Source organism: Streptomyces fulvorobeus, assembly GCF_013167895.1.
Taxonomy (GTDB): Bacteria; Actinomycetota; Actinomycetes; order Streptomycetales; family Streptomycetaceae; genus Streptomyces; species Streptomyces fulvorobeus.
Genome location: NZ_BLWC01000001.1, coordinates 556017 through 574900, shown reverse-complemented (window position 1 = coordinate 574900; position 18884 = coordinate 556017). Strand labels below are relative to the sequence as shown.

Annotated in this window: 19 protein-coding genes and 3 pseudogenes; 14 read left to right on the top strand and 8 right to left on the bottom strand. The window is 70.7% G+C overall.

Annotation, left to right across the window (positions count from 1 at the left end):
* Positions 1 to 8 precede the first annotated feature (8 nt).
* The 3 genes from Sfulv_RS02400 to Sfulv_RS02390 all read left to right on the top strand — a co-directional run bounded on the left by Sfulv_RS02400 (position 9) and on the right by Sfulv_RS02390 (position 2381).
* Positions 9 to 1118, top strand: coding sequence for an NADH:flavin oxidoreductase/NADH oxidase (locus Sfulv_RS02400; RefSeq protein ID WP_173310820.1), 1110 nt, complete (start codon positions 9 to 11; stop codon positions 1116 to 1118).
* 47 nt (positions 1119 to 1165) lie between these two features.
* Positions 1166 to 1906, top strand: a complete 741-nt coding sequence (locus Sfulv_RS02395; RefSeq protein WP_173310818.1) for a class I SAM-dependent methyltransferase — start codon at positions 1166 to 1168, stop codon at positions 1904 to 1906.
* 88 nt (positions 1907 to 1994) lie between these two features.
* Positions 1995 to 2381, top strand: a complete 387-nt coding sequence (locus Sfulv_RS02390; protein ID WP_173310816.1) for an ArsR/SmtB family transcription factor — start codon at positions 1995 to 1997, stop codon at positions 2379 to 2381.
* 224 nt (positions 2382 to 2605) lie between these two features.
* On the opposite strand, the gene Sfulv_RS02385 is transcribed toward Sfulv_RS02390, so the two are convergent.
* A complete protein-coding gene (locus tag Sfulv_RS02385) occupies positions 2606 to 3292 on the bottom strand; it encodes a DUF305 domain-containing protein (RefSeq protein ID WP_173310814.1) in 687 nt (228 codons plus the stop codon).
* 159 nt (positions 3293 to 3451) lie between these two features.
* Here Sfulv_RS02385 and Sfulv_RS02380 point away from each other — a divergent pair.
* Positions 3452 to 4940 (top strand): annotated as a pseudogene (locus Sfulv_RS02380) (LVIVD repeat-containing protein).
* 125 nt (positions 4941 to 5065) lie between these two features.
* On the opposite strand, the gene Sfulv_RS02375 reads toward Sfulv_RS02380, so the two are convergent.
* The 5 genes and pseudogenes from Sfulv_RS02375 to Sfulv_RS02355 all read right to left on the bottom strand — a co-directional run bounded on the left by Sfulv_RS02375 (position 5066) and on the right by Sfulv_RS02355 (position 8260).
* Positions 5066 to 5563, bottom strand: a complete 498-nt coding sequence (locus Sfulv_RS02375) for a GNAT family N-acetyltransferase (RefSeq protein WP_173310812.1) — start codon at positions 5561 to 5563, stop codon at positions 5066 to 5068.
* A 50-nt stretch (positions 5564 to 5613) separates the two neighbouring features.
* Positions 5614 to 5793: a hypothetical protein gene (locus Sfulv_RS02370; protein ID WP_173310810.1), complete on the bottom strand. Its 180-nt coding sequence runs from the start codon at positions 5791 to 5793 to the stop codon at positions 5614 to 5616.
* 82 nt (positions 5794 to 5875) lie between these two features.
* Positions 5876 to 6526 carry a phosphatase PAP2 family protein gene (locus tag Sfulv_RS02365; RefSeq protein WP_371874623.1) on the bottom strand — a complete coding sequence of 217 codons (651 nt, stop codon included), beginning with the start codon at positions 6524 to 6526 and terminating at the stop codon, positions 5876 to 5878.
* Between the two features lie 129 nt (positions 6527 to 6655).
* Positions 6656 to 7591 carry a M56 family metallopeptidase gene (locus Sfulv_RS02360; RefSeq protein ID WP_173310808.1) on the bottom strand — a complete coding sequence of 312 codons (936 nt, stop codon included), beginning with the start codon at positions 7589 to 7591 and terminating at the stop codon, positions 6656 to 6658.
* An 85-nt stretch (positions 7592 to 7676) separates the two neighbouring features.
* Positions 7677 to 8260 (bottom strand): annotated as a pseudogene (locus tag Sfulv_RS02355) (DUF5134 domain-containing protein).
* Between the two features lie 179 nt (positions 8261 to 8439).
* On the opposite strand from Sfulv_RS02355, the gene Sfulv_RS02350 reads away from it, so the two are divergent.
* Positions 8440 to 9045 (top strand): GNAT family N-acetyltransferase, encoded by a 606-nt coding sequence (locus Sfulv_RS02350; RefSeq protein ID WP_173310805.1) that lies wholly within the window; start codon positions 8440 to 8442, stop codon positions 9043 to 9045.
* Here the strand turns inward: Sfulv_RS02350 and Sfulv_RS02345 are convergent.
* Positions 9006 to 9656 carry a glycerophosphodiester phosphodiesterase gene (locus Sfulv_RS02345; protein ID WP_173317530.1) on the bottom strand — a complete coding sequence of 217 codons (651 nt, stop codon included), beginning with the start codon at positions 9654 to 9656 and terminating at the stop codon, positions 9006 to 9008. The genes Sfulv_RS02350 and Sfulv_RS02345 overlap by 40 nt on opposite strands.
* A 313-nt stretch (positions 9657 to 9969) precedes the next feature.
* Here Sfulv_RS02345 and Sfulv_RS02340 point away from each other — a divergent pair, with 313 nt between their 5' ends.
* Genes Sfulv_RS02340 through Sfulv_RS02325 form a run of 4 tightly spaced genes read left to right on the top strand, consistent with a single transcriptional unit; the run spans position 9970 to position 13365 of the window.
* Entirely contained in the window at positions 9970 to 11367 is a 1398-nt protein-coding gene (locus Sfulv_RS02340; RefSeq protein ID WP_173310803.1) for a DUF6421 family protein, read from the top strand.
* A gap of 26 nt (positions 11368 to 11393) precedes the next feature.
* Complete coding sequence (locus Sfulv_RS02335) at positions 11394 to 12161, top strand: SDR family NAD(P)-dependent oxidoreductase (RefSeq protein WP_173310801.1); 768 nt, start codon at positions 11394 to 11396, stop codon at positions 12159 to 12161.
* Entirely contained in the window at positions 12140 to 13219 is a 1080-nt protein-coding gene (locus tag Sfulv_RS02330) for a threonine aldolase family protein (protein ID WP_173310799.1), read from the top strand. Before Sfulv_RS02335 ends, Sfulv_RS02330 begins: the two co-directional genes overlap by 22 nt.
* A 20-nt stretch (positions 13220 to 13239) precedes the next feature.
* On the top strand, positions 13240 to 13365 hold the full coding sequence (locus Sfulv_RS02325) for a hypothetical protein (RefSeq protein ID WP_256668795.1): 126 nt from the start codon (positions 13240 to 13242) through the stop codon (positions 13363 to 13365).
* A gap of 11 nt (positions 13366 to 13376) precedes the next feature.
* Here the strand turns inward: Sfulv_RS02325 and Sfulv_RS02320 are convergent, their stop codons facing one another.
* A complete protein-coding gene (locus tag Sfulv_RS02320; RefSeq protein ID WP_173310797.1) occupies positions 13377 to 14099 on the bottom strand; it encodes a lysophospholipid acyltransferase family protein in 723 nt (240 codons plus the stop codon).
* Between the two features lie 218 nt (positions 14100 to 14317).
* Here Sfulv_RS02320 and Sfulv_RS02315 point away from each other — a divergent pair, with 218 nt between their 5' ends.
* The 5 genes and pseudogenes from Sfulv_RS02315 (at position 14318) to Sfulv_RS02295 (ending at position 18873) form a co-directional block, all read left to right on the top strand.
* Positions 14318 to 14644, top strand: coding sequence for a TlpA family protein disulfide reductase (locus Sfulv_RS02315; RefSeq protein ID WP_173310795.1), 327 nt, complete (start codon positions 14318 to 14320; stop codon positions 14642 to 14644).
* A 220-nt stretch (positions 14645 to 14864) separates the two neighbouring features.
* Positions 14865 to 15347, top strand: a complete 483-nt coding sequence (locus Sfulv_RS02310; RefSeq protein WP_256669221.1) for a flavin reductase family protein — start codon at positions 14865 to 14867, stop codon at positions 15345 to 15347.
* 198 nt (positions 15348 to 15545) lie between these two features.
* The gene (locus Sfulv_RS02305) at positions 15546 to 16331 is read left to right on the top strand and encodes an electron transfer flavoprotein subunit beta/FixA family protein (RefSeq protein ID WP_173310791.1); all 786 of its coding nucleotides are present in this window, start codon (positions 15546 to 15548) and stop codon (positions 16329 to 16331) included.
* Positions 16332 to 16443: 112 nt separating this feature from the next.
* Positions 16444 to 17411, top strand: a pseudogene (locus Sfulv_RS02300) (electron transfer flavoprotein subunit alpha/FixB family protein).
* 163 nt (positions 17412 to 17574) lie between these two features.
* Complete coding sequence (locus Sfulv_RS02295) at positions 17575 to 18873, top strand: DUF6986 family protein (protein ID WP_173310789.1); 1299 nt, start codon at positions 17575 to 17577, stop codon at positions 18871 to 18873.
* Positions 18874 to 18884: the final 11 nt, after the last annotated feature.

Sequence of the window (18884 nt, the reverse complement as noted above, 5' to 3'; positions counted from 1 at the left end):
AGTCTGTCGTGAGCGCCCTCTTCGAGCCCTACGTCCTGCGATCGCTGACCATTCCCAACCGCGTCTGGATGTCACCCATGTGCCAGTACAGCGCGGAGGTCTTCGGGCCGAACGCCGGGGTCGCCAACGACTGGCACTTCTCCCACTACGCGGCCCGCGCCGCCGGAGGCACCGGCCTCGTCCTCGTGGAGGCCACGGCGGTCAGCCCGGAAGGCCGCATCAGCCCGGCCGACCTGGGCCTCTGGAACGACACCCAGGTCGAGGCGTTCCGCCGCATCACCGCCTTCCTCGCCGCTCAGGGGAGCGTCCCGGGCATCCAGCTGGCGCACGCCGGACGCAAGGCGTCCACCGAGCGCCCCTGGCGCGGCGGCGGCCCGATCGAGGCCGGTGCCCCGGGCGGTGAGGGCTGGCTGCCCGTCGCTCCCAGCCCCGCCGCGTACGACGACGACCGCCCGGCTCCCCGCGAGCTGACCGTGGACGAGATCGGTGAGATCGTCGAGCAGTTCGCCGACGCCGCCCGGCGGGCGCTGGCGGCGGGCTTCGAGGTCGCGGAGATCCACGGTGCGCACGGTTATCTGATCGGCCAGTTCCTCTCCCCGCACAGCAACCGGCGCACCGACGCCTACGGCGGCTCCTTCGAGAACCGCATCCGCTTCGCCCTGCAGGTCGTCGACGCGGTGCGCGCCGTGTGGCCCGACGAGCTCCCGCTGTTCTTCCGCATCTCCGCCACCGACTGGCTCACGGAGAACGCGGACGACGAGCGGGACGGCTGGACGGCCGACGAGACGGTCCGCCTGGCCCATGAGCTGCGGGCGCACGGAGTCGACCTGCTCGACGTCTCGACGGGCGGGTTGGCGCCCCGGGCGAGCATCCCCGTCGGCCCCGGCTACCAGGTGCCGTTCGCCGAGCGTGTCCGCACCGAGGTGGGCCTGCCGGTGGCGGCGGTCGGCCTGATCACCGACCCGGTGCAGGCCGAGAAGATCGTCACCGACCAGCGGGCGGACGCCGTGCTGCTCGGCAGGGAGCTGCTGCGCAACCCCTACTTCGCACGCGACGCCGCACGCGAACTGGGCGGCGCGACGGTGCCGGTGCCCGAGCAGTACGGCTGGGCGGTCTGACCCGGCGCCCCGCCGGGCCGGGGCCTCTGTGGGTACGCTGGTCCGCGATGTCCACCCCACAGGGCCCCACCCTCCGCGAACTGGCCGTTCAGGCGCTCTCGTCCATCGAGCGCGGATACGACCTGCTCGCCCCCAAGTTCGACCTGACGCCCTACCGGACCCCGGACAGGGTGCTCGACGCGGTCACGCGGGCGCTCCGGCCGCTGGGACCGTTCGACTCGGGACTCGACGTCTGCTGCGGCACGGGGGCGGGCGTGAGCGTCCTGCGGCAGGTGTGCGGCGAGCGGGTCACGGGTGTCGACTTCAGCGCGGGCATGCTGGCCGTGGGACGGTCCGCCCTGGCCGGCCAGGACGGGCCGGCAGCCGGGCCAGCGGTGGGCTGGGTCCGCGCCGACGCACTCGCCCTGCCCTTCGCGCGCGCCTTCGACGTGGCCCTCAGCCTCGGTGCGTTCGGCCACTTCCTGCCCCGGGAGCGGCCTGCCCTCTTCGCGCAGGTGTACGCCTCGCTGCGGCCGGGCGGCCGGTTCGTCTTCCCGGTGGGAGCTCCGCCCCCGGTCGGCTCGAAGGCGTACTGGTCCTTCCTGGGCTTCGACGGGGCCATGCGGGTGCGCAACGCGCTGTGGCGGCCCACGTTCGTCATGTACTACCGGACCTTCCCGCTCCGCGACGTGCTCGACGACCTGGCCGGGGCCGGGTTCACCGCGGGGCTGCTGCCGCTGCCGGAGCTGGGCAGCCGCCCCGACGGAAGCCCCCGGGCCCGGCTGGTGGTGGCCGGGCGGGAGAGCTGAGGACCGTTCGGGGAACGGCCTGCCTCCCGTACCCCGAAATACGACGGCTCTCGTACAATGAGGCCCCCTGGACGAAGTGGAGCCCACCGTGACCCCCGCAAGCGCCACCACCGACCCCGCCGCCGGCCCACGCGCGCTTGCCCATCCCGCCCTCGCGGAGATCCGGATCGAAGGCGTCCTGCACGCCCTCGCCGATCCGGTACGGCTGCGTATCGTGCGGCAACTGGCGGACACCACGGACCACCTCGCCTGCTCCACCTTCGACCTGCCGGTCTCCAAGTCCACCACCACGCACCACTTCCGGGTGCTGCGTGAGAGCGGTGTCATCCACCAGACGTACCGGGGCACCGCCAAGGTGAGCGGCCTGCGGACGGAGGACCTGGACGCGCTCTTCCCAGGGCTGCTCGCCACCGTGCTGGCGGCCTCGGACCGCCAGGCGGAACGCCTCGCGGCGGGCCTGCCCACACCGGGCTGACGGCCGCGGGCCCTCTCGGGGTCCGCCGTCCCCGGCGGCTTACCGTCCCGGTCGGGGATCTTCACTTGCCCGCGCCCAAGGGACCGCCCGAGCGCCGCCTCGGCTCGCTCGATCGCCGGCGAGCCGTCCCAGGCGACCGGGGCTGTCTCCAGCATCCCGCCGCCGCGCGGATCGCGGGAGCGGAGCGGGACCGGCTTGCGCCGCCGGGCCCGGCCCCGCGTCCGTCACCTCAGGAGGTCGCGCATGCGGTCGATCTCCACCGTCTGCTGCGCGACGACATCGGTCGCCATCTCCTCCACGGGCACGTTGTTGCCCTCGGAGAGCACCTCGGTCGCCATGGTGACCGCCCCCTGGTGGTGGGTGATCATCAGCTTCAGGAAGCGCTCGTCGAAGTCCCGGCCGCGGGCGGCGCGCAGCTCGTCGAGTTGGGCCTCCGTCGCCATGCCGGGCATCCGCGAGTGGTCGTGGGACCGCTTGCGCTTGTCCCCACCGTTGTTTTTCAGCCAACCTTCCATCGCGGCGATTTCAGGCTTCTGGCCTGATGCGATGCGATCCGCGAACCGCTTGACGGTGGAGGAGCCGGCGCGGTCGGCGACGAGACCTGTCATCACCAGCGCCTGTGAATGGTGCTGGATCATCATCCGCGCGTAGCGGAAGTCGGCGGAGTTGGGGGCCGGCGGCACGGCCTCCTCGCGGGCTTCGTCGGCGGAGAGCTGCCGGGCCGGCTCACCCGGTTTTCCGGGCGCCACGATCGAAGGGCCCTTGTCCGCACCGGAGTTGGCCTTCTCGTCCCCGCCGCCGGAGTCGCAGGCTCCGAGGGCGAACACCGCGGCGGTGACCGCCGTCGCAAGAGCGGCTGCGCGCTTGCGTCTGGTCTGATGGCGAATCAACAAGGCGACCTCCTGTGCCATACGGGTTTGCTGCACACCGTCCTCACACGCTTCCACAGGACGATGATCAAAAACTTTCATTACGTCTCTGTTGCCATCTGTTGATGTGCACATGGAAGGGACGATACTGCCGGGGTCCGTGAACCCGTTCACCCATGAACGGATACTAGGGAGGACACAGTGACTTCGTTGCACACCACCCGCGTGCGGCGCAGACGTCTGGGTGTGGCAGCAGCCGCGGCCGGGCTCTTCGCCACACTGCTGACCGCCGGAACCGCCGTCGCGACGCCCGATCCCGGTGATGCTCCTACCACCCGCAAGGGGGTCTCCGCCGGCCAGGAGGCCGAGGCCGAGGCTGCGATACGCAGCGGCGAGATACCCGGCGTGGACGAGATCGTCCACAGCCCGAACATCAAGCACCTCGCCAACGTGCCGAAGGACGCCCTCCAGGGCACCAACTCCGACCTGGCGTTCCAGGGGAAGTACGCGTTCTCCGGCAACTACGACGGCTTCGTGATCTACGACATCAGCAAGCCGTCGTCCCCGAAGACCGTCGCGCAGGTGCTCTGCCCCGGCGGGCAGAACGACATCACGGTCTCCGGTGACCTGCTCTTCCTGTCCACCGACTCCTCGCGCAGCGACGACTCGTGTGCGAGCACCTCTCAGCCCGCCACGGAGAAGTCCTCCTGGGAGGGCATGAAGATCTTCGACATCAGCGACAAGAAGAACCCGCAGTACGTCGCCGCTGTCGAGACCGCGTGCGGTTCGCACACCCACACGCTCGTCCCGAGCGTTCGAACGTGTACGTGTACGTCTCCTCGTACTCGCCGAACGCGGCGTTCCCCGACTGCCAGCCGCCGCATGACGGGATCTCCGTCATCAAGGTGCCGCGCAACGCCCCGAGAAGGCCCGGATCGTGAACTTCCCGGTGCTCTTCCCGGACGGCGGGAACCCGGGCGGGACGACCAACCCGGGCGTCTTCGAGACGACCGGCTGCCACGACATCACCGTGCTGCCCTCGAAGGACCTCGCCGCCGGAGCCTGCATGGGTGACGGTCTGCTGTTCTCCATCGAGAACCCGGAGAAGCCGAAGATCATCCACCGTGTCCAGGACAACGTGAACTTCGCGTTCTGGCACTCGGCGACCTTCAACCAGGATGCCGACAAGGTCGTCTTCACCGACGAGCTCGGCGGCGGCGGCGCGGCGACCTGCAACGAGGCCATCGGGCCCAAGCGCGGCGCCGACGGCATCTACGACATCGTGGGCCGCGGCGACCACCGCAAGCTGGTCTTCCGCAGCTACTTCAAGATCGACCGCCACCAGGCCGACGCCGAGGTCTGCGTCGCCCACAACGGTTCGATCATCCCGGTCAAGGGCCGCGACCTGATGGTCCAGGCGTGGTACCAGGGCGGCATCTCGGTGTGGGACTTCACCAACTCCGCGGCGCCGAAGGAGATCGCCTTCTTCGAGCGCGGCCCGGTCACCCTGGACAGGGTCACCACGGCCGGTCCGTGGTCCGCGTACTACTACAACGGTCACATCTACAGCAACGACATCGCCAAGGGCTTCGATGTGCTGAGGATCGACGACCGGCGGACCGACCCGGCGAAGAAGGTGCGGATGTCCGAGCTCAACGTGCAGACGCAGCCGGACTACTTCGACCGCTAGGCCGTCGGCTCACCGCCTGACCGACGACCACCCGGGGACGCCACCGTTCCCGCGAGCCGGCCGGACCCGCACGGGTCCGGCCGGCTCGGCGTACGCCTGCCCGAGGTCCGGCGGGGACCACCGGATCAGGCGCGTTCCATGCGGACGAGGCCGTCCCGCGCGTCCCAGGAGCCGACCACTCCGAAGCCGAGCCGTTCGTAGAGCGCGATGGCTTCCGGGCGCCAGTTCCAGACGGAGAGCGCCACCGGAGTCGCGCCGGTCTGCGCCGCGTGGTCCAGCGCGCAGCCGACCAGTGCGGAAGCCACCCCGGCGCCCCGCACCGCGGGCTCCACCCACAGGCGTTTGATCTCGGTCCGCCCGCCCACCGGAGCGGTCACCACAAGGCAGCCGACCGACGCGCCCTCGCTCCTGGCGATCACGACGACATCGTCGGCGAAGGCGCTGCTCGGCGAGAGGATCTCCGCGCGGTAGCGCGCGGGCAGCGCCTCGACCCGGTCGACGGCCCGGCCCTTCCCGGCCTCCGTGCACAGGTGGTACGCGGTCAGCAGCGGGGGGAGCCCATCGGCGGGGGAGAGGTCCCGGCCGGACAGACGGTGGATGAGCACTGCGGGGCGGTCGGTCATGCCGGGAGCATCGCACAGCCCGCCGGGTGCGTTCGGAGCTTTCGCCTCCGTCAGGCTGCGGAACGCACGCTCGTCCCCGCGGCCGTGGCCCACTCCACCAGCAGTCGCTGGTACTCGGCCTCGTCCTCAGGGGACAGGTAGCCGCCCGAGCTCTGCCACAGGTCGCGAATCGCCGCATTGACGACGGAGGCGGAACGCACGGAACCGGACGGGGTCGAAGAGGTGGACATGGGCACAAGGCTACGACCCCCGTCCGACAATCCGACACATTGTGCGACGGGGATATCCCTCACATCTCCACGCCGGCCCGGTTTATGGCTGGTTTCCATTGCTCCCCCGGGGTGCGGCGACCACCCCTCGCTCCCGGTCCTCGGCGCCCGTACGGGTCTGGAACACCGGGTAGCCGACGATCGCGAACGTGGCCACCGCCGCGCCCAGCAGTGTGCCGCCCACCACATCCGTCATCCAGTGGACGCCGAGATAGATCCGTGTGAAGCCGACGCCGACGACCGAGACGACGGCGGCCGTCAGTGCCGCCCGCCACCAGAGCGGCGTGATTCCGTTCAGCCGCAGCAGCCACAGCATGAGGGCGCAGGTCACCACCGTGGTCATCACGTGACCGGACGGGAAGGCGGCGTAGTGCGCGGAGTCCACCGGGTCCGGCCACTGGGGCCTGTCCCGGCCGATGGCGGCTTTGAGCCCCTGCTGCACGAGGGCGGAGAGCACGCTCGTGACGGCCACCCAGGCGGCGAGCGACCGGGCGCCGCGCCACCACAGGGCGAGGACCGTCACCGCGATCAGGGCCCGCATCGTCCAGGGGTCCCACACCCAGTCCGTCAGCACGCGGTTGAGGTGTACGAGTCCCGGTTCCGTCACGGCACTGCGGTGCAGGGTGTCGGCGATGGTGCGGTCCACCGACATGAGCGGCGACCAGCTCGCCGCGACGAGAGCCACGAGCACCACCGCCAGGGCCGTGCAGACGGTGCCCGCCCGTACGAGGCGAGGGTCGGCGCGGTGGTCGTGGGCGGGGGAGAGGTGTGGGGGTTCATCAGGCGCATGGGGGTGATACTCGCCGACGTACGCCGCGACCGGCTATCCCAGTGCGCGGATTCCGGGCGCGAAAGCCACCAGCAGCGGGACGGCGGGCAGCAGGGTGGCCGCCGCGGTCAGTCGCAGCTTGCGGCCGGCGGTGAGCCGCTCCGTGGGCGCCAGCAAGCGGTTCACCCGGAGCGGGACCTGGGCGTCCGGTGAAGGACACGGGCCGAACACGCCCCGGTCCTCGTTGAGCCCGACCAGGGCCAGCGCGGTCGTGAGCCGGCCGAAACGGCGTGATGCCACGTCGTCGGCGGCGAGTTCGACGAGCCGGTGCATCTCCCCACGGAACGCGGCGAAGACCGGTACCCGCGGAAAACCCGAGGCCAGCGCGCCCGAGCAGTGCAGCAGCCAGTCGTGCCTGGCCCGCGCGTGCCCCTGCTCGTGCGCCAGCAGAGCGTCGAGCTGGCGGCCCTTCAGGCGGCCGAGAGCGGCCGTGGTGACGACGAGCCGGGGTGCGGCGCCGGGCAGCCACCAGGCGTCGGGGCGCTCACCCTCCAGCACCACCAACCGCCCGCCACGGGGCTCCTCGCCGGGCATCAGCGGCGCGCGGACCAGCAGTTCCTCGCGGCGCCGCGCACGACGCGACCGCGCCCTGCGGACCTCCCGTACGAGCATGGCCAGCGTCCACGCGCCGCCCAGGGCCAGCAGTACGGCGATCACCGCCGACCAGGGGCCGTACGCCACGAGGGCGTACGCCTCGACCACCGCGTGCGGCGCGGGAGCGAACACCTGCCCGCGAACGGCCTGCCAGGCGGCGGAGGCGCTGAACATCATGGAGAGGCCGAACGACAGCAGCACCCCGGCCACGACGCACTGCCACACCCACAGGGCCACCACCGGCTCGCGCTCCGGCCACCGCGCCCGTGCCATCAGGCCCGGTGTCACGAGGGCGGCCAGCGCACCGAGCAGCAGCAGCACGAGGGAGACCAACATGTGGTCAGCCTATGAGCGCCGTGTGCTCCCTGGTGCGGCTCCGCCCGGCAAGTGACGTACGCCACGGCTTCTCGGGCCTCCTGTCTCACAGGGTGAGCAGCATCGCGAACATGGCTATGCCCATCGTCAGCCGGCAGGCGAGCGCCAGCTCGGGCCGCGCTCCGCCGCCCCCGTCACCACCGTCGACCGCGACGCCCGCGGCGACGGGCACCGGGATCAGCCGGCCCGCCGAGGCCAGGACGTAGAGGGCGTAGTACGCCAGGAGCAGCCCGGTCAGCAGAGGGACCCCGCCGGGCGGCGGCGCACCGTGCCCGGCGTGGCCGCCCGCCCCGCGCCCGGTGCCATGGCCACCGCCATGTAGACCATCGCCAGCGAGCCGACGAGATGATGCGCGTGGTGCGGGAGGTGGTGGCCCCCGCCCCGTATGAACCACAGGGCACGCAGCGCCGCACCGCCGAACAGCACCGTGTACACGGCCCACGCCCAGCCCGGCGGTCTGACCAGTGCGGCGGGCAGCGCCATCGCGGCCATACCGAAGCCCATCGCCGCTTCCGCGCGGCCCGCTCTGCGTACCTCCCCTGTCTCGCCGCGCGTACGCGCCAGGCAGGAGGCGCCCGCCACCGCGCACAACACCATCAGCAGCCAGCCGGACAGCGCAGGTCCGTGCACGGCGCACCTCCCCCTCAGGCGTACGACACCGGTGTCGTCCCATCGATGCCCGGGTTCCGCCCACCCGTACCCGGCGCATTGGGGTGAGAAGGGAGCGCGGACGGGCCTGCGGGGGGCGCTCCCGGCCGGGTTAGTCTCGTGCGGCACCCCCGGCAGCACAGAGAACGGAGAGCCTCACCATGGACACGGCGCCGCCCCGGGACTCCGGACCGCTCACCTTCCGCGACGCGACCGAGGACGACGTGGCCGCCCTCGTGCGGCTCGTCGAATCCGCCTACCGCGGCGACTCCAGCCGGGCCGGGTGGACCACCGAGGCGGACATCCTCCAGGGGCAGCGGACGGACACGGAAGGCGTCCGGGAGATCATGGCGGCGGAGTCGGGCCGCCTGCTGGTGGTCGAGCGCGACGGGACGCCGGTCGCCTGCTGCCAGCTCGAACACCGCGGCGACGCGGCGTACTTCGGGATGTTCGCCGTGCGTCCGGAGCTTCAGGGCGCGGGCCTCGGCAAGGTGGTCATCGCCGAGGCCGAGCGCGCGGTCGTGGAGAGCTGGGGTGTCCGCGAGATGCACATGACGGTGATAACCGCCCGCGCGGAGCTGATCGCCTGGTACGAGCGCCGCGGCTACCGCCGTACGGGACAGCTGACCCCCTTCCCGTACGGCGACGAGCGCTTCGGTGTTCCGCAACGTGCCGACCTGGCGTTCGAGCTGCTGGTCAAGGAGTTGCGCGCCCCCCTGACGCCGGGCTACGCGGTGAAGCGGCCCGCGCGGCGGATCTCCGGGTAGTCAGTCGTCGCTCCGTCGAGGCCGAGCGCGCGTACGAGACGCAGATGGTCCTGTGTGTTCACCACCCAGCCGATCACCTTCAGGCCCTCGGCGTGCGCCTCCTCGACGGTTTCCAGCGTGAGGCGGCGGATGTTCAGCGCGAGCGCCGCCGCGCCCACGGCCCTCGCCCGGGCCACGACGTCGCCGCCCCAGCGGCTGGCGATGAGCACCGTCCGTACGCCCGGGACCAGCCGCGCGATCTCGGCGACCGCCTCGTCGTGGAACGACGACACCTCGACCCGGCCGACGAGGCCGCGCCTGGACATCACCTCGGCGAGGGCACGTGCCGCCGCGGCGTCCTTGATCTCCGCCTGGAGCGGCGCGGCGACCGCGTCGAGCACCTCCTCGAAGACCGGCACCCGCTCGCCCTGCCCGGCATCGAGCTCCCGCAGTTCGGCCAGGGTCTTCCCGGCGATCGGCCCCGTGCCGTCGGTCGTGCGGTCCACCAGGGCGTCGTGCATGACAGCGAGCGCGCCGTCCTTGCTCAGATGGAGGTCGAGTTCGATGGCGTCCATGCCGGCCTGTTCCGCGTGGACGAAGGAGCGCAGGGTGTTCTCCGGTTCGACACCCATGACCCCGCGATGGCCGATGGTGAGAAAAGTCAAGGCGTTCTCGCTTCCGTGGACGACTCCCGCGTGCGGTTCCTACCCAGCGTGCCGCTCCCACCCACGCGGCACCCGGCGCCACGACGGTGTGAAGCCGTACCCTGGAGCTCACGTCAGGCCCGGAAAAGGCCGACGGAACGGGCGTCTTTAGGGCAGAGCACGGGAAAAATAGCGGTGACCACCGGGGGTCGGCAGGACGATTTGCTGAACTCCACTTGTCTGAAGTGACTGCGCACGGATACGGTTGCTTCACGCGAGGTTCTCCCGTGGAGGAAGTGTTATGACGGAAATTCTTTTGCACGACGTCACCGACGGCGCCATAGCGACCGCCCCCCGGGTGATCGAGCACTCTGCCTGGCCCGCGCTCAAGAACGCCGTGGAGGACATCCGTCCCTGGCAGTCGAAGGACGGTTCCATCGACTTCGGCGCCGAGCACGCGCCCTCGCCCGCGACGGCCGCCGAGGCGATCGACCGTGTGGTCACCGCGATCGACGAGCTCTCCCCGCTGCTCCCGCACGACGCCGCGTACCACCGCGCCCTCGTCGCGGACCTGCGCCGCTGGGCCGCGGAAGGGTTCGGTGTCCCCGACTTCCTCGACTCGCTGCTGGCCTTCCAGCCGGCCAAGAGCCGCGCCGACGGCCTCCAGCACCTGGTCGTCTTCGCGATGTACACGCAGAACGGCAACCCGGACCGCAACCTCGAAGCGGTCGTGCTGCGGATGGTCTGGCCCCAGTGGCTCGCCGAGCTCGAAGCGACGCGTTACGACAACCCGCTCTTCTGCGGCATCACCTTCGAGGACTTCACCTCGGGTTACGACACCAACTCCGCGGTCCTCTTCCCGGAGACCATCGCCGTGCGCGAGGCCCCCGAGCGCTTCAGCTGGGGCGGCATCTTCTGCGACCGCGAGGCCGCGCGCTTCCGCCGGGTCACCGAGGCGTCGGTCGACCTCCTGGGCGTCGAGCTGCCCGACGACGTACGCGAGATGATCGGCGACCAGGCCCGCTGCGAGCAGGCGTTCGTCCTCTGGGACATGGTCCACGACCGCACCCACAGCCACGGCGACCTGCCGTTCGACCCCTTCATGATCAAGCAGCGCCAGCCGTTCTGGATGTACGGCCTTGAGGAGCTGCGGTGCGACCTCACCGCCTTCAAGGAGGCCGTGAAACTCGAGGCCGAGGGCAACACCCACGGCCGCGACGTGCAGTTCGCCGTGCTCTTCGACCGGATGTTCCGCTTCCCCGTCACGGGCGAGCGCGTCCGCAACTACGACGGCCTCGGCGGCCAGCTCCTCTTCGCCTACCTGCACAAGCACGATGTGCTGCGCTGGACCGACAACACGCTGAAGATCGACTGGGACCGGGCCCCACAGGTCACCAACCAGCTCTGCGGCGAGATCGAGAAGCTGTACCGGGACGGCATCGACCGCCCCAAGCTCGTCCACTGGTTCGCCGCGTACGACCTGGTGTCGGCCTACCTCTCCCCGCACCCCGGCTCCCGCTGGGCCAAGGGACCCGACGCGCTGGACCTCACCCAGCCGCCGCGCAAGCTCGTGGACGACGTCCTCCCGGACGAGTTTCCCCTGAGCATGTTCTACGAGGCACTCTCCAAGAAGCTCAAGCACGTGATCGCCTCCACCAAGGGGATCACCGCGGCCGACGCCGGGCAGGCAGCCGCGTGAGCGCTCGTCCTGAGGAGGCGGAGTCCATGACAGGAACGACCGGAAACGGCGGCGGTAGCGCGCTCGAAGGCGCGGTCATCGCGGTCGCGGGGGCGGCCGGACCGGCCGGCCGGGCCACCCTGCTGAGGCTTGCCGAGGCCGGCGCCACCGTCGTCGCCTCGGACGCCGATCCCGAGCGGCTGGCCGAGGCCGTCGACGCGGCCCGCTACGCCCACGGCGGCGCGACCGTCACCGGCGACACCGTCGACCTGCTCGACCTGGCGGCGGCCAGGGAGTGGGCGGACAGGACGGAGAAGGAGTTCGGACGGATCGACGGTCTGGTGCACCTCGTCGGAGGCTGGCGCGGCGGCCGTACCTTCGCCGAGACCGACCTCGCCGACTGGGATCTGCTGGAGAAACTGCTGATCCGCACGGTCCAGTCCACCTCGCTCGCCTTCGAGCAGGGGCTCGGTCGCAGCGACCGGGGCCGCTACCTGCTCATCAGCGCGGCCGGAGCGAGCGCGCCCACCGCGGGCAACGCCGCCTACTCCGCCTCCAAGGCGGCGGCCGAGGCGTGGACCCTCGCGCTCGCCGACGCCTTCCGCAAGGCGGGGGGTGACGAAGGCCCGAAGACCGCGGCTGCGATCCTGGTCGTCAAGGCGCTGGTGCACGACGCGATGCGCGCCGAGCGCCCGAACGCGAAGTTCGCGGGCTTCACCGACGTCAAGGAGCTGGCCGAGGCCATCGCCGGCGTCTGGGACATGCCCGCCGGAGAAGTGAACGGAAAACGCCTGTGGCTGACCCCGCAACCGTAAAGACCGACGCGCGTCGTCATCACGATCCGCGGGTACGCGGCTTCGCCAGTGACAACTACGCCGGCGCCCACCCCGAGATCCTCGCCGCCCTCGCCCTCGCCAACGGCGGCCACCAGGTCGCCTACGGCGGGGACGACTACACCGAGCACCTCCAGCGCCTGGTGCACAGCCACTTCGGTTCCAGTTCGGAAGCCTTCCCGGTCTTCAACGGCACCGGTGCCAACGTCCTCGCCCTCCAGGCGCTGACCGACCGCTGGGGTGCCGTCATCTGCGCCGAGTCCGCGCACATCAACGTGGACGAGGGAGGCGCCCCAGAGCGCATGGGCGGCCTCAAGCTGCTCACCGTGCCGACGCCCGACGGCAAGCTGACGCCCGAGCTCATCGACCGCCAGGCGTACGGCTGGGACGACGAGCACCGGGCGATGCCGCAGGTCGTGTCGATCACCCAGAACACCGAGCTGGGTACCGTCTACACCCCCGACGAGATCCGCGCCATCTGCGACCACGCCCACGGGCACGGCATGAAGGTGCACCTCGACGGCGCCCGGATAGCCAACGCCGCCGCCTCGCTGGACGTGCCCATGCGCGCGTTCACCAACGCGGTCGGCGTCGACGTCCTGTCCTTCGGCGGCACGAAGAACGGCGCGATCTTCGGCGAGGCGGTCATCGTCCTCGACCCGGACGCGGTCAGGGCGATGAAGCACCTGCGCAAGCTGTCGATGCAGCTCGCCTCGAAGATGCGCTTCGTGTCGGTCCAGCTGGAGGCGCTGCTGTCGCGTGACCTCTGGCTGCGCAACGCCCGCCACGCCAACGCCATGGCCCAGCGGCTCGCCGAAGGGGTCCGCGGGGTGGACGGCGTGGAGATCCTGCACCCGGTGCAGGCGAACGCGGTGTTCGCGCGCCTGCCGCACGCGGTGAGCGAGCGGCTGCAGAAGCGCTTCCGCTTCTACTTCTGGGACGAGCCTGCCGGAGACGTCCGCTGGATGTGCTCCTTCGACACTGCGGAGGAAGACGTCGACGCCTTCGTGCAGGCCCTCAAGGAGGAGATGGCGAAGTAGTCCCCGCTTCGAGGCACACGGTGGCCGGCGTCCTCGCCTCCCACCGGAATGCGGTCGGCGAGCTCGGCGCCGTGGGCGCCGAGCTCGCCGGATCGCTGGAGAAACTGAGCCCCGGCGCGCGGATCACCGTTCACACCGCCGGCTGACGCCCTGGGGGTCAGCCCTGCTCGCGCACCTCGGCGGGCGTCGGAGCCGTGCCACCTAGGTGGGCCGGGACCCACCACGTGTCACTCGCGTCCTTCGGGCGTACGGGATACGCGCGCTGCGCCGCCTCCAGGAGCTCCTGCACCCGGTCCCGCAGCCGCCGCGTGATCGCACCCGCGTACTGGTCTGTAGGGGCCTCCATCGGCTCGCCCACCCGGATGGTCACCGGGATGTGGCTGCGGCCGAAGTTGCGGGGCCGCCCCTTCGTCCAGATGCGCTGCGTACCCCACAGCGCCATCGGGATCAGCGGTACGCCGGCTTCCTGGGCCAGACGCGCCGCACCCGACTTGAAGCTCTTCAGGGTGAACGACTGCGAGATCGTCGCTTCGGGGAACACCCCGACGATCTCACCGGACCGCAGCGACGCGAGGGCGTGCGCGTACGCGTCCTCGCCCTGGTCGCGGTCGACGGGGATGTGCTTCATTCCCCGCATCAGCGGTCCGGAGACCTTGTGCCGGAAGACCGATTCCTTCGCCATGAAGCGCACGAGCCGCTTCTGCGGCAGCGCGCCCAGGCCGGTGAAGATGAAGTCCAGGTAGCTGATGTGGTTGCTGACCAGAACCGCACCGCCGGTCTTCGGGATGTGCTCCGAACCCTGAGTGTCGATCTTCAGGTCGAGCGCCTTGAACAGGGTGCGAGCGGCGCCGATGACCGGCCGATAGACGAGTTCTGCCATCTGGAGAAGACCCTTCTTTCAATGCCTGGGGAGTTTCTCCCGGCGGAAGTTACGCAGCCGTAGGTATTCGGCATTGGGCCGATCGTGCCCCATGCGCGACGCCGTGGCCAGCCCCGGAGGGTACGGAGCGCGAGATTCTCATCACGTGGTACCTCCGGGAATGTCTCACCGCCGCCCGGTGCTGACCCTTTGCGATGAACTCTGACAGGAGAGCGACAGTGGACGGGCAGACACGTGCCGACAGCCTCGACGCGTCCCAACTCGGCGTGGAACTGGGGGAGCGGGCCACTCTCGTACAGTTCTCCAGCGCCTTCTGCCAGCCCTGCCGCGCCACACGCAGAACCCTCGCCGAGGTCGCCGGCATGGTGGAGGGCGTCACCCACGTCGAAATCGACGCCGAGGCCCATCTCGCCCTGGTGCGCCGGCTGGACATCACCAGGACCCCGACCGTCCTGGTCCTCGACGCGGCCGGCCGGATCGTCCGCCGCGCGGCGGGACAACCGCGTACGGCCGATGTCGTCGCGGCGCTCGGCCAGGCGATGTGACCGACCGTGACGCATCTCCCACATAGCGGAACCTGCTTGACTGCCCCCTCCACGCATCGTCAGTCTGACGTTATGCCGCCTGAACTCCTTTGCCACGGCCCGGCCCGCACCGTCCTGGTCCGCGACACGAGTGCGCGCCGTCCCGGTGTCTGAGCGCCCGCGGTCCGCTGCGCATCCTCAGCGGGAGGACAGTTCCACGACGGCTTCGTCCGGGCTCCCCATCTCCCGGACGGCCTCTCCCGATCTCCTGCGTTCCGTCTTCCGGCAGCACGCCGCGGGCGTGGCCGTGATCACCGCGGCCGTCGGGTCCCCGGTGGGGTTCACCGCCACCTCCCTCAACTCGGTCGCCGCCGAGCCGCCGCTGATCTCCTTCGGCGTGGGGACCTCGTCCTCCAGCTGGCCGGTCATCGCGGAGGCCGGCCACATCGGTGTCCACATACTCGGGGAACACCAGCGTGAGCTGGCCGCCACCTTCGCGCGGAGCGGCGCCGACCGCTTCGGTCCGTCCACCGACTGGCGCAGCGGGCCCGAAGGCGTTCCGGTGCTCGGCGGAGTGCTCGCCTGGCTGGTGTGCCGTGTGGTGGCCCGGGTCCCGGCGGGCGACCACCGCATCGTCATCGCTCAGGCCGTGGCCGGAGACCCGGCAGGAGGCGGTCGGCCGCTCCTCTACCACCAGGGCCGCTTCACAGCCCTCCGTGACTGACCCCGCCCAGGCGCGACAAGGCTCGGCGGCGTCGGACAGATCACAGTCCAAGCGCTTGCTTATGTATCGGCCACTCGGTGTACTGCTTAGTAATATTTGGGTCGGAGCGTCGGTCGCCACGACCGGAAACCGCCCCACCAGGCGCCTATGCTGCGAGCGACAAGGCAGCCCGGAAATGACGAGGCAATAGGAGTCGGCGTGAGTTTGAGGATTGTTGTGTGTGTGAAGTTTGTGCCGGATGCGTCGGGTGATCGGGGGTTTGCTGATGATCTGACGGTGGACCGTGAGGGTGTGGATGGTCTGTTGTCGGAGTTGGATGAGTATGCGGTGGAGCAGGCGTTGCAGATTGCGGGTGGGGTGGAGGGTTGTGAGGTCACGGTGGTGACGGTGGGGCCTGGGGATGCGAAGGATGCGTTGCGCAAGGCGTTGTCGATGGGTGCGGACAAGGCGGTGCATGTGGAGGATGAGGCGTTGCACGGCAGTGATGTGATGGGGACGTCGCTGGTGCTGGCGCGGGTGGTGGAGCGGGCGGGGTTTGATCTGGTGATCGCGGGGATGGCGTCGACGGACGGGACGATGGGGGTGCTTCCGGCGGTTCTGGCGGAGCGTCTGGGTGTGCCGCAGGTGACGTTGCTCTCGCGGGTGAAGGTGGAGGGCGGTGTGGTGTCGGGGCGGCGTGACGGTGACAGTGCCTCGGAGGAGGTGGAGGCGTCGCTGCCGGCGGTGGTCTCGGTGACCGACCAGTCGGGTGAGGCCCGTTACCCCTCGTTCAAGGGGATCATGGCGGCGAAGAAGAAGCCCGTGGACTCGCTGGATCTTCGGGATCTGGAGCTGGACGCCGCTGAGGTGGGTCTGGCGGGTGCGTGGACGGCCGTGGACTCCGCGGTCAAGCGGCCGGCCCGCACGGCGGGCACGGTCGTCAAGGACGAGGGTGAGGGCGGCAGGCAGCTCGCGGAATACCTCGCCACCCAGAAGTTCATCTAACCCCCCAAACGGCCGCCCCGGCTGTCCCGGTTGTCCGGCGTCTGGGTCGTTGGCCCCGTCTTCCCCGTGTGCCCCGTCTGTTCCCCTTCTCTTTTGGCTGGAGATCTTTGTCATGGCTGAAGTTGTTGTCTACGTCGATCATGTCGGCGGTGCTGTCCGTAAGCCCACGCTTGAGCTGCTGACGCTGGCCCGGCGTCTGGGTGACCCGGTGGCGGTGGCGCTGGGTGAGGGGGCGGCGGAGACCGCGGGGGTGCTGGCCGAGCACGGTGCGGTCAGGGTCCTGACCGCGCAGGCCCCGGAGTTCGCCGACTACCTGGTGGTGCCCAAGGTCGATGCCCTGCACGCCGCCTGCCAGTCCCTGGCCCAGCCCCCGGCCGCGGTGCTGGTGCCCTCCTCGGCCGAGGGCAAGGAGATCGCCGCGCGCCTCGCGGTGCGCACCGGGTCGGGGATCATCACCGACGCCATCGACATCGAAGCCGGTGACCTGGGCCCCGTCGCGACCCAGGCCGCGTTCGCCGCCTCCTACACCACCAAGTCCCGTATCACCCACGGCATCCCCGTGATCACGGTCAAGGCGAACTCCGCCCCCGTCCAGCCGGCCCCGGCCCCGGGCACGGTGGAAACCCTCACCGTCACCTTCACCCCCGCCGCGACCGGCACCCGCATCGTCTCGCGCACCCCCCGCCAGTCCACCGGACGCCCCGAGCTGACCGAAGCCGCGATCGTCGTCTCGGGGGGACGCGGCGTCAACGGCGCGGAGAACTTCGCCGTCATCGAAGCCCTCGCCGACTCCCTCGGCGCAGCCGTGGGAGCCTCCCGGGCCGCCGTCGACGCCGGCTGGTACCCCCACACCAACCAGGTCGGCCAGACCGGCAAATCCGTCTCCCCCAGCTCTACATCGCCTCCGGCATCTCCGGCGCCATCCAGCACCGCGCAGGCATGCAGACCTCCAAAACCATCATCGCCGTCAACAAAGACCCCGAAGCCCCCATCTTCGACCTCGCCGACTACGGCATCATCGGCGACCTCCACACCGTCCTGCCCCAACTCACCCAAGAAGTACACACCCGCAAAAACTGAAACAAGGGCAGTTCCGAAGGCCCGGGGCCGCGTGGTGATCTCACCGCGCGGCCCCGGCCGCTTCCGGGCGACCATTGACGCAGGTCACGACCGCCTACTAACTTCACTATGTGGATTACTGATTCCGGGAAGCGGAAACAGTGAATGCTTGGAGGGTGTGGGAATGGGTCAGCAGGAGAAGGTGGCGACGAGCCTCGCCGGTGAGGTCAGCGAGAGCATCAGTGCCTCCCTGACATCGGTGGACGCGGAACTCGCCCGCCGCTACCCGGGGGACCCCGGTACCCGCCAGCCCGTCCACACCGTGTACGTCCCCGGGGACGCCTTCACCGCGGGCACCGTCCGGTCCTGGGGCGACCAGGCGCTGGAGGCACTCGACAAGCACGCCCCCGACGCCGCGGCCCTGGCGGGCGTGCTCGGCCTCCCCGCCGATCTCGCGGGTCCGGTCCACGACCGCGTACGCGCCAAGCTGGAGCGGGAGCCGGTCGAGGACCTGCGCATCGACTTCGAGGACGGGTACGGCCCCCGCTCCGACGCGGAGGAGGACGAGGCGGCCGCCCGGGCCGCGCGGCTGATCTCCGAGGCGTACCGCGACGGCACCGCGGCCCCGTACATGGGCATCCGCATGAAGTGCATGGAAGCCGGCGTGCGCGACCGCGGCATCCGTACGACCGACGTCTTCCTCACCGGGCTGATGCAGGCGGGCGGCCTCCCGGACGGACTCGTCCTGACGCTGCCGAAGGTCACGTACCCCGAGCAGGTCACCGCCTTCGTCCAGCTGCTCGAAGCCTTCGAGGCCGCGCACGGGCTCCCGGCCGGACGGCTCGGCTTCGAGATCCAGATCGAGACCAGCCAGTCGATCGTCGCCGCTGACGGCACCGCCGCCGTCGCCCGCATGATCGACGCCGCCCGGGGCCGCGCGACCGGACTGCACTACGGCACCTTCGACTACAGCGCCTGCGTCGGCGTCAGCGCCGCGTACCAGGCGAGCGACCACCCGGCAGCCGACCACGCCAAGGCCGTCATGCAGGTCGCCGCCGCGGGCACGGGCGTGCGGGTCTCCGACGGTTCCACGAACGTGCTGCCGGTCGGCCCCACCCGCCAGGTCCACGAAGCCTGGCGCCTCCACCACGGCCTCACCCGCCGCGCCCTGGCCCGCGCGTACTACCAGGGCTGGGACATGCACCCGGGCCACCTGCCGACCCGTTACGCGGCCGTCTACGCCTTCTACCGCGAGGGACTGGAACCAGCGGCCGCCCGCCTCGCCGCCTACGTGGCCAAGGCCGGCGGTGACGTCATGGACGAGCCCGCCACGGCGAAGGCCCTCAGCGGCTACCTGCTGCGCGGCATCGACTGCGGGGCCCTCGACATCGCCGAGGTGGCCCGCCTCACCGGCCTCACCCGTGCCGACCTCGACGCGTTCTCCTCGCCCCGCCGGGGCGGCCTGACGGTCACGGCTCCGTAGGGAGCCTCGCC

Bases quoted from the DNA above. Each gene is read 5' to 3' on its own strand.
- Sfulv_RS02395 (WP_173310818.1), top strand. From the start codon at position 1,166: ATGTCCACCCCACAGGGCCCCACCCTCCGCGAACTGGCCGTTCAGGCG.
- Sfulv_RS02385 (WP_173310814.1), bottom strand. From the start codon at position 3,292: ATGGCACAGGAGGTCGCCTTGTTGATTCGCCATCAGACCAGACGCAAG.
- Sfulv_RS02375 (WP_173310812.1), bottom strand. From the start codon at position 5,563: ATGACCGACCGCCCCGCAGTGCTCATCCACCGTCTGTCCGGCCGGGAC.
- Sfulv_RS02370 (WP_173310810.1), bottom strand. From the start codon at position 5,793: ATGTCCACCTCTTCGACCCCGTCCGGTTCCGTGCGTTCCGCCTCCGTC.
- Sfulv_RS02360 (WP_173310808.1), bottom strand. From the start codon at position 7,591: ATGTTGGTCTCCCTCGTGCTGCTGCTGCTCGGTGCGCTGGCCGCCCTC.
- Sfulv_RS02350 (WP_173310805.1), top strand. From the start codon at position 8,440: ATGGACACGGCGCCGCCCCGGGACTCCGGACCGCTCACCTTCCGCGAC.
- Sfulv_RS02345 (WP_173317530.1), bottom strand. From the start codon at position 9,656: ATGGGTGTCGAACCGGAGAACACCCTGCGCTCCTTCGTCCACGCGGAA.
- Sfulv_RS02340 (WP_173310803.1), top strand. From the start codon at position 9,970: ATGACGGAAATTCTTTTGCACGACGTCACCGACGGCGCCATAGCGACC.
- Sfulv_RS02335 (WP_173310801.1), top strand. From the start codon at position 11,394: ATGACAGGAACGACCGGAAACGGCGGCGGTAGCGCGCTCGAAGGCGCG.
- Sfulv_RS02320 (WP_173310797.1), bottom strand. From the start codon at position 14,099: ATGGCAGAACTCGTCTATCGGCCGGTCATCGGCGCCGCTCGCACCCTG.
- Sfulv_RS02295 (WP_173310789.1), top strand. From the start codon at position 17,575: ATGGGTCAGCAGGAGAAGGTGGCGACGAGCCTCGCCGGTGAGGTCAGC.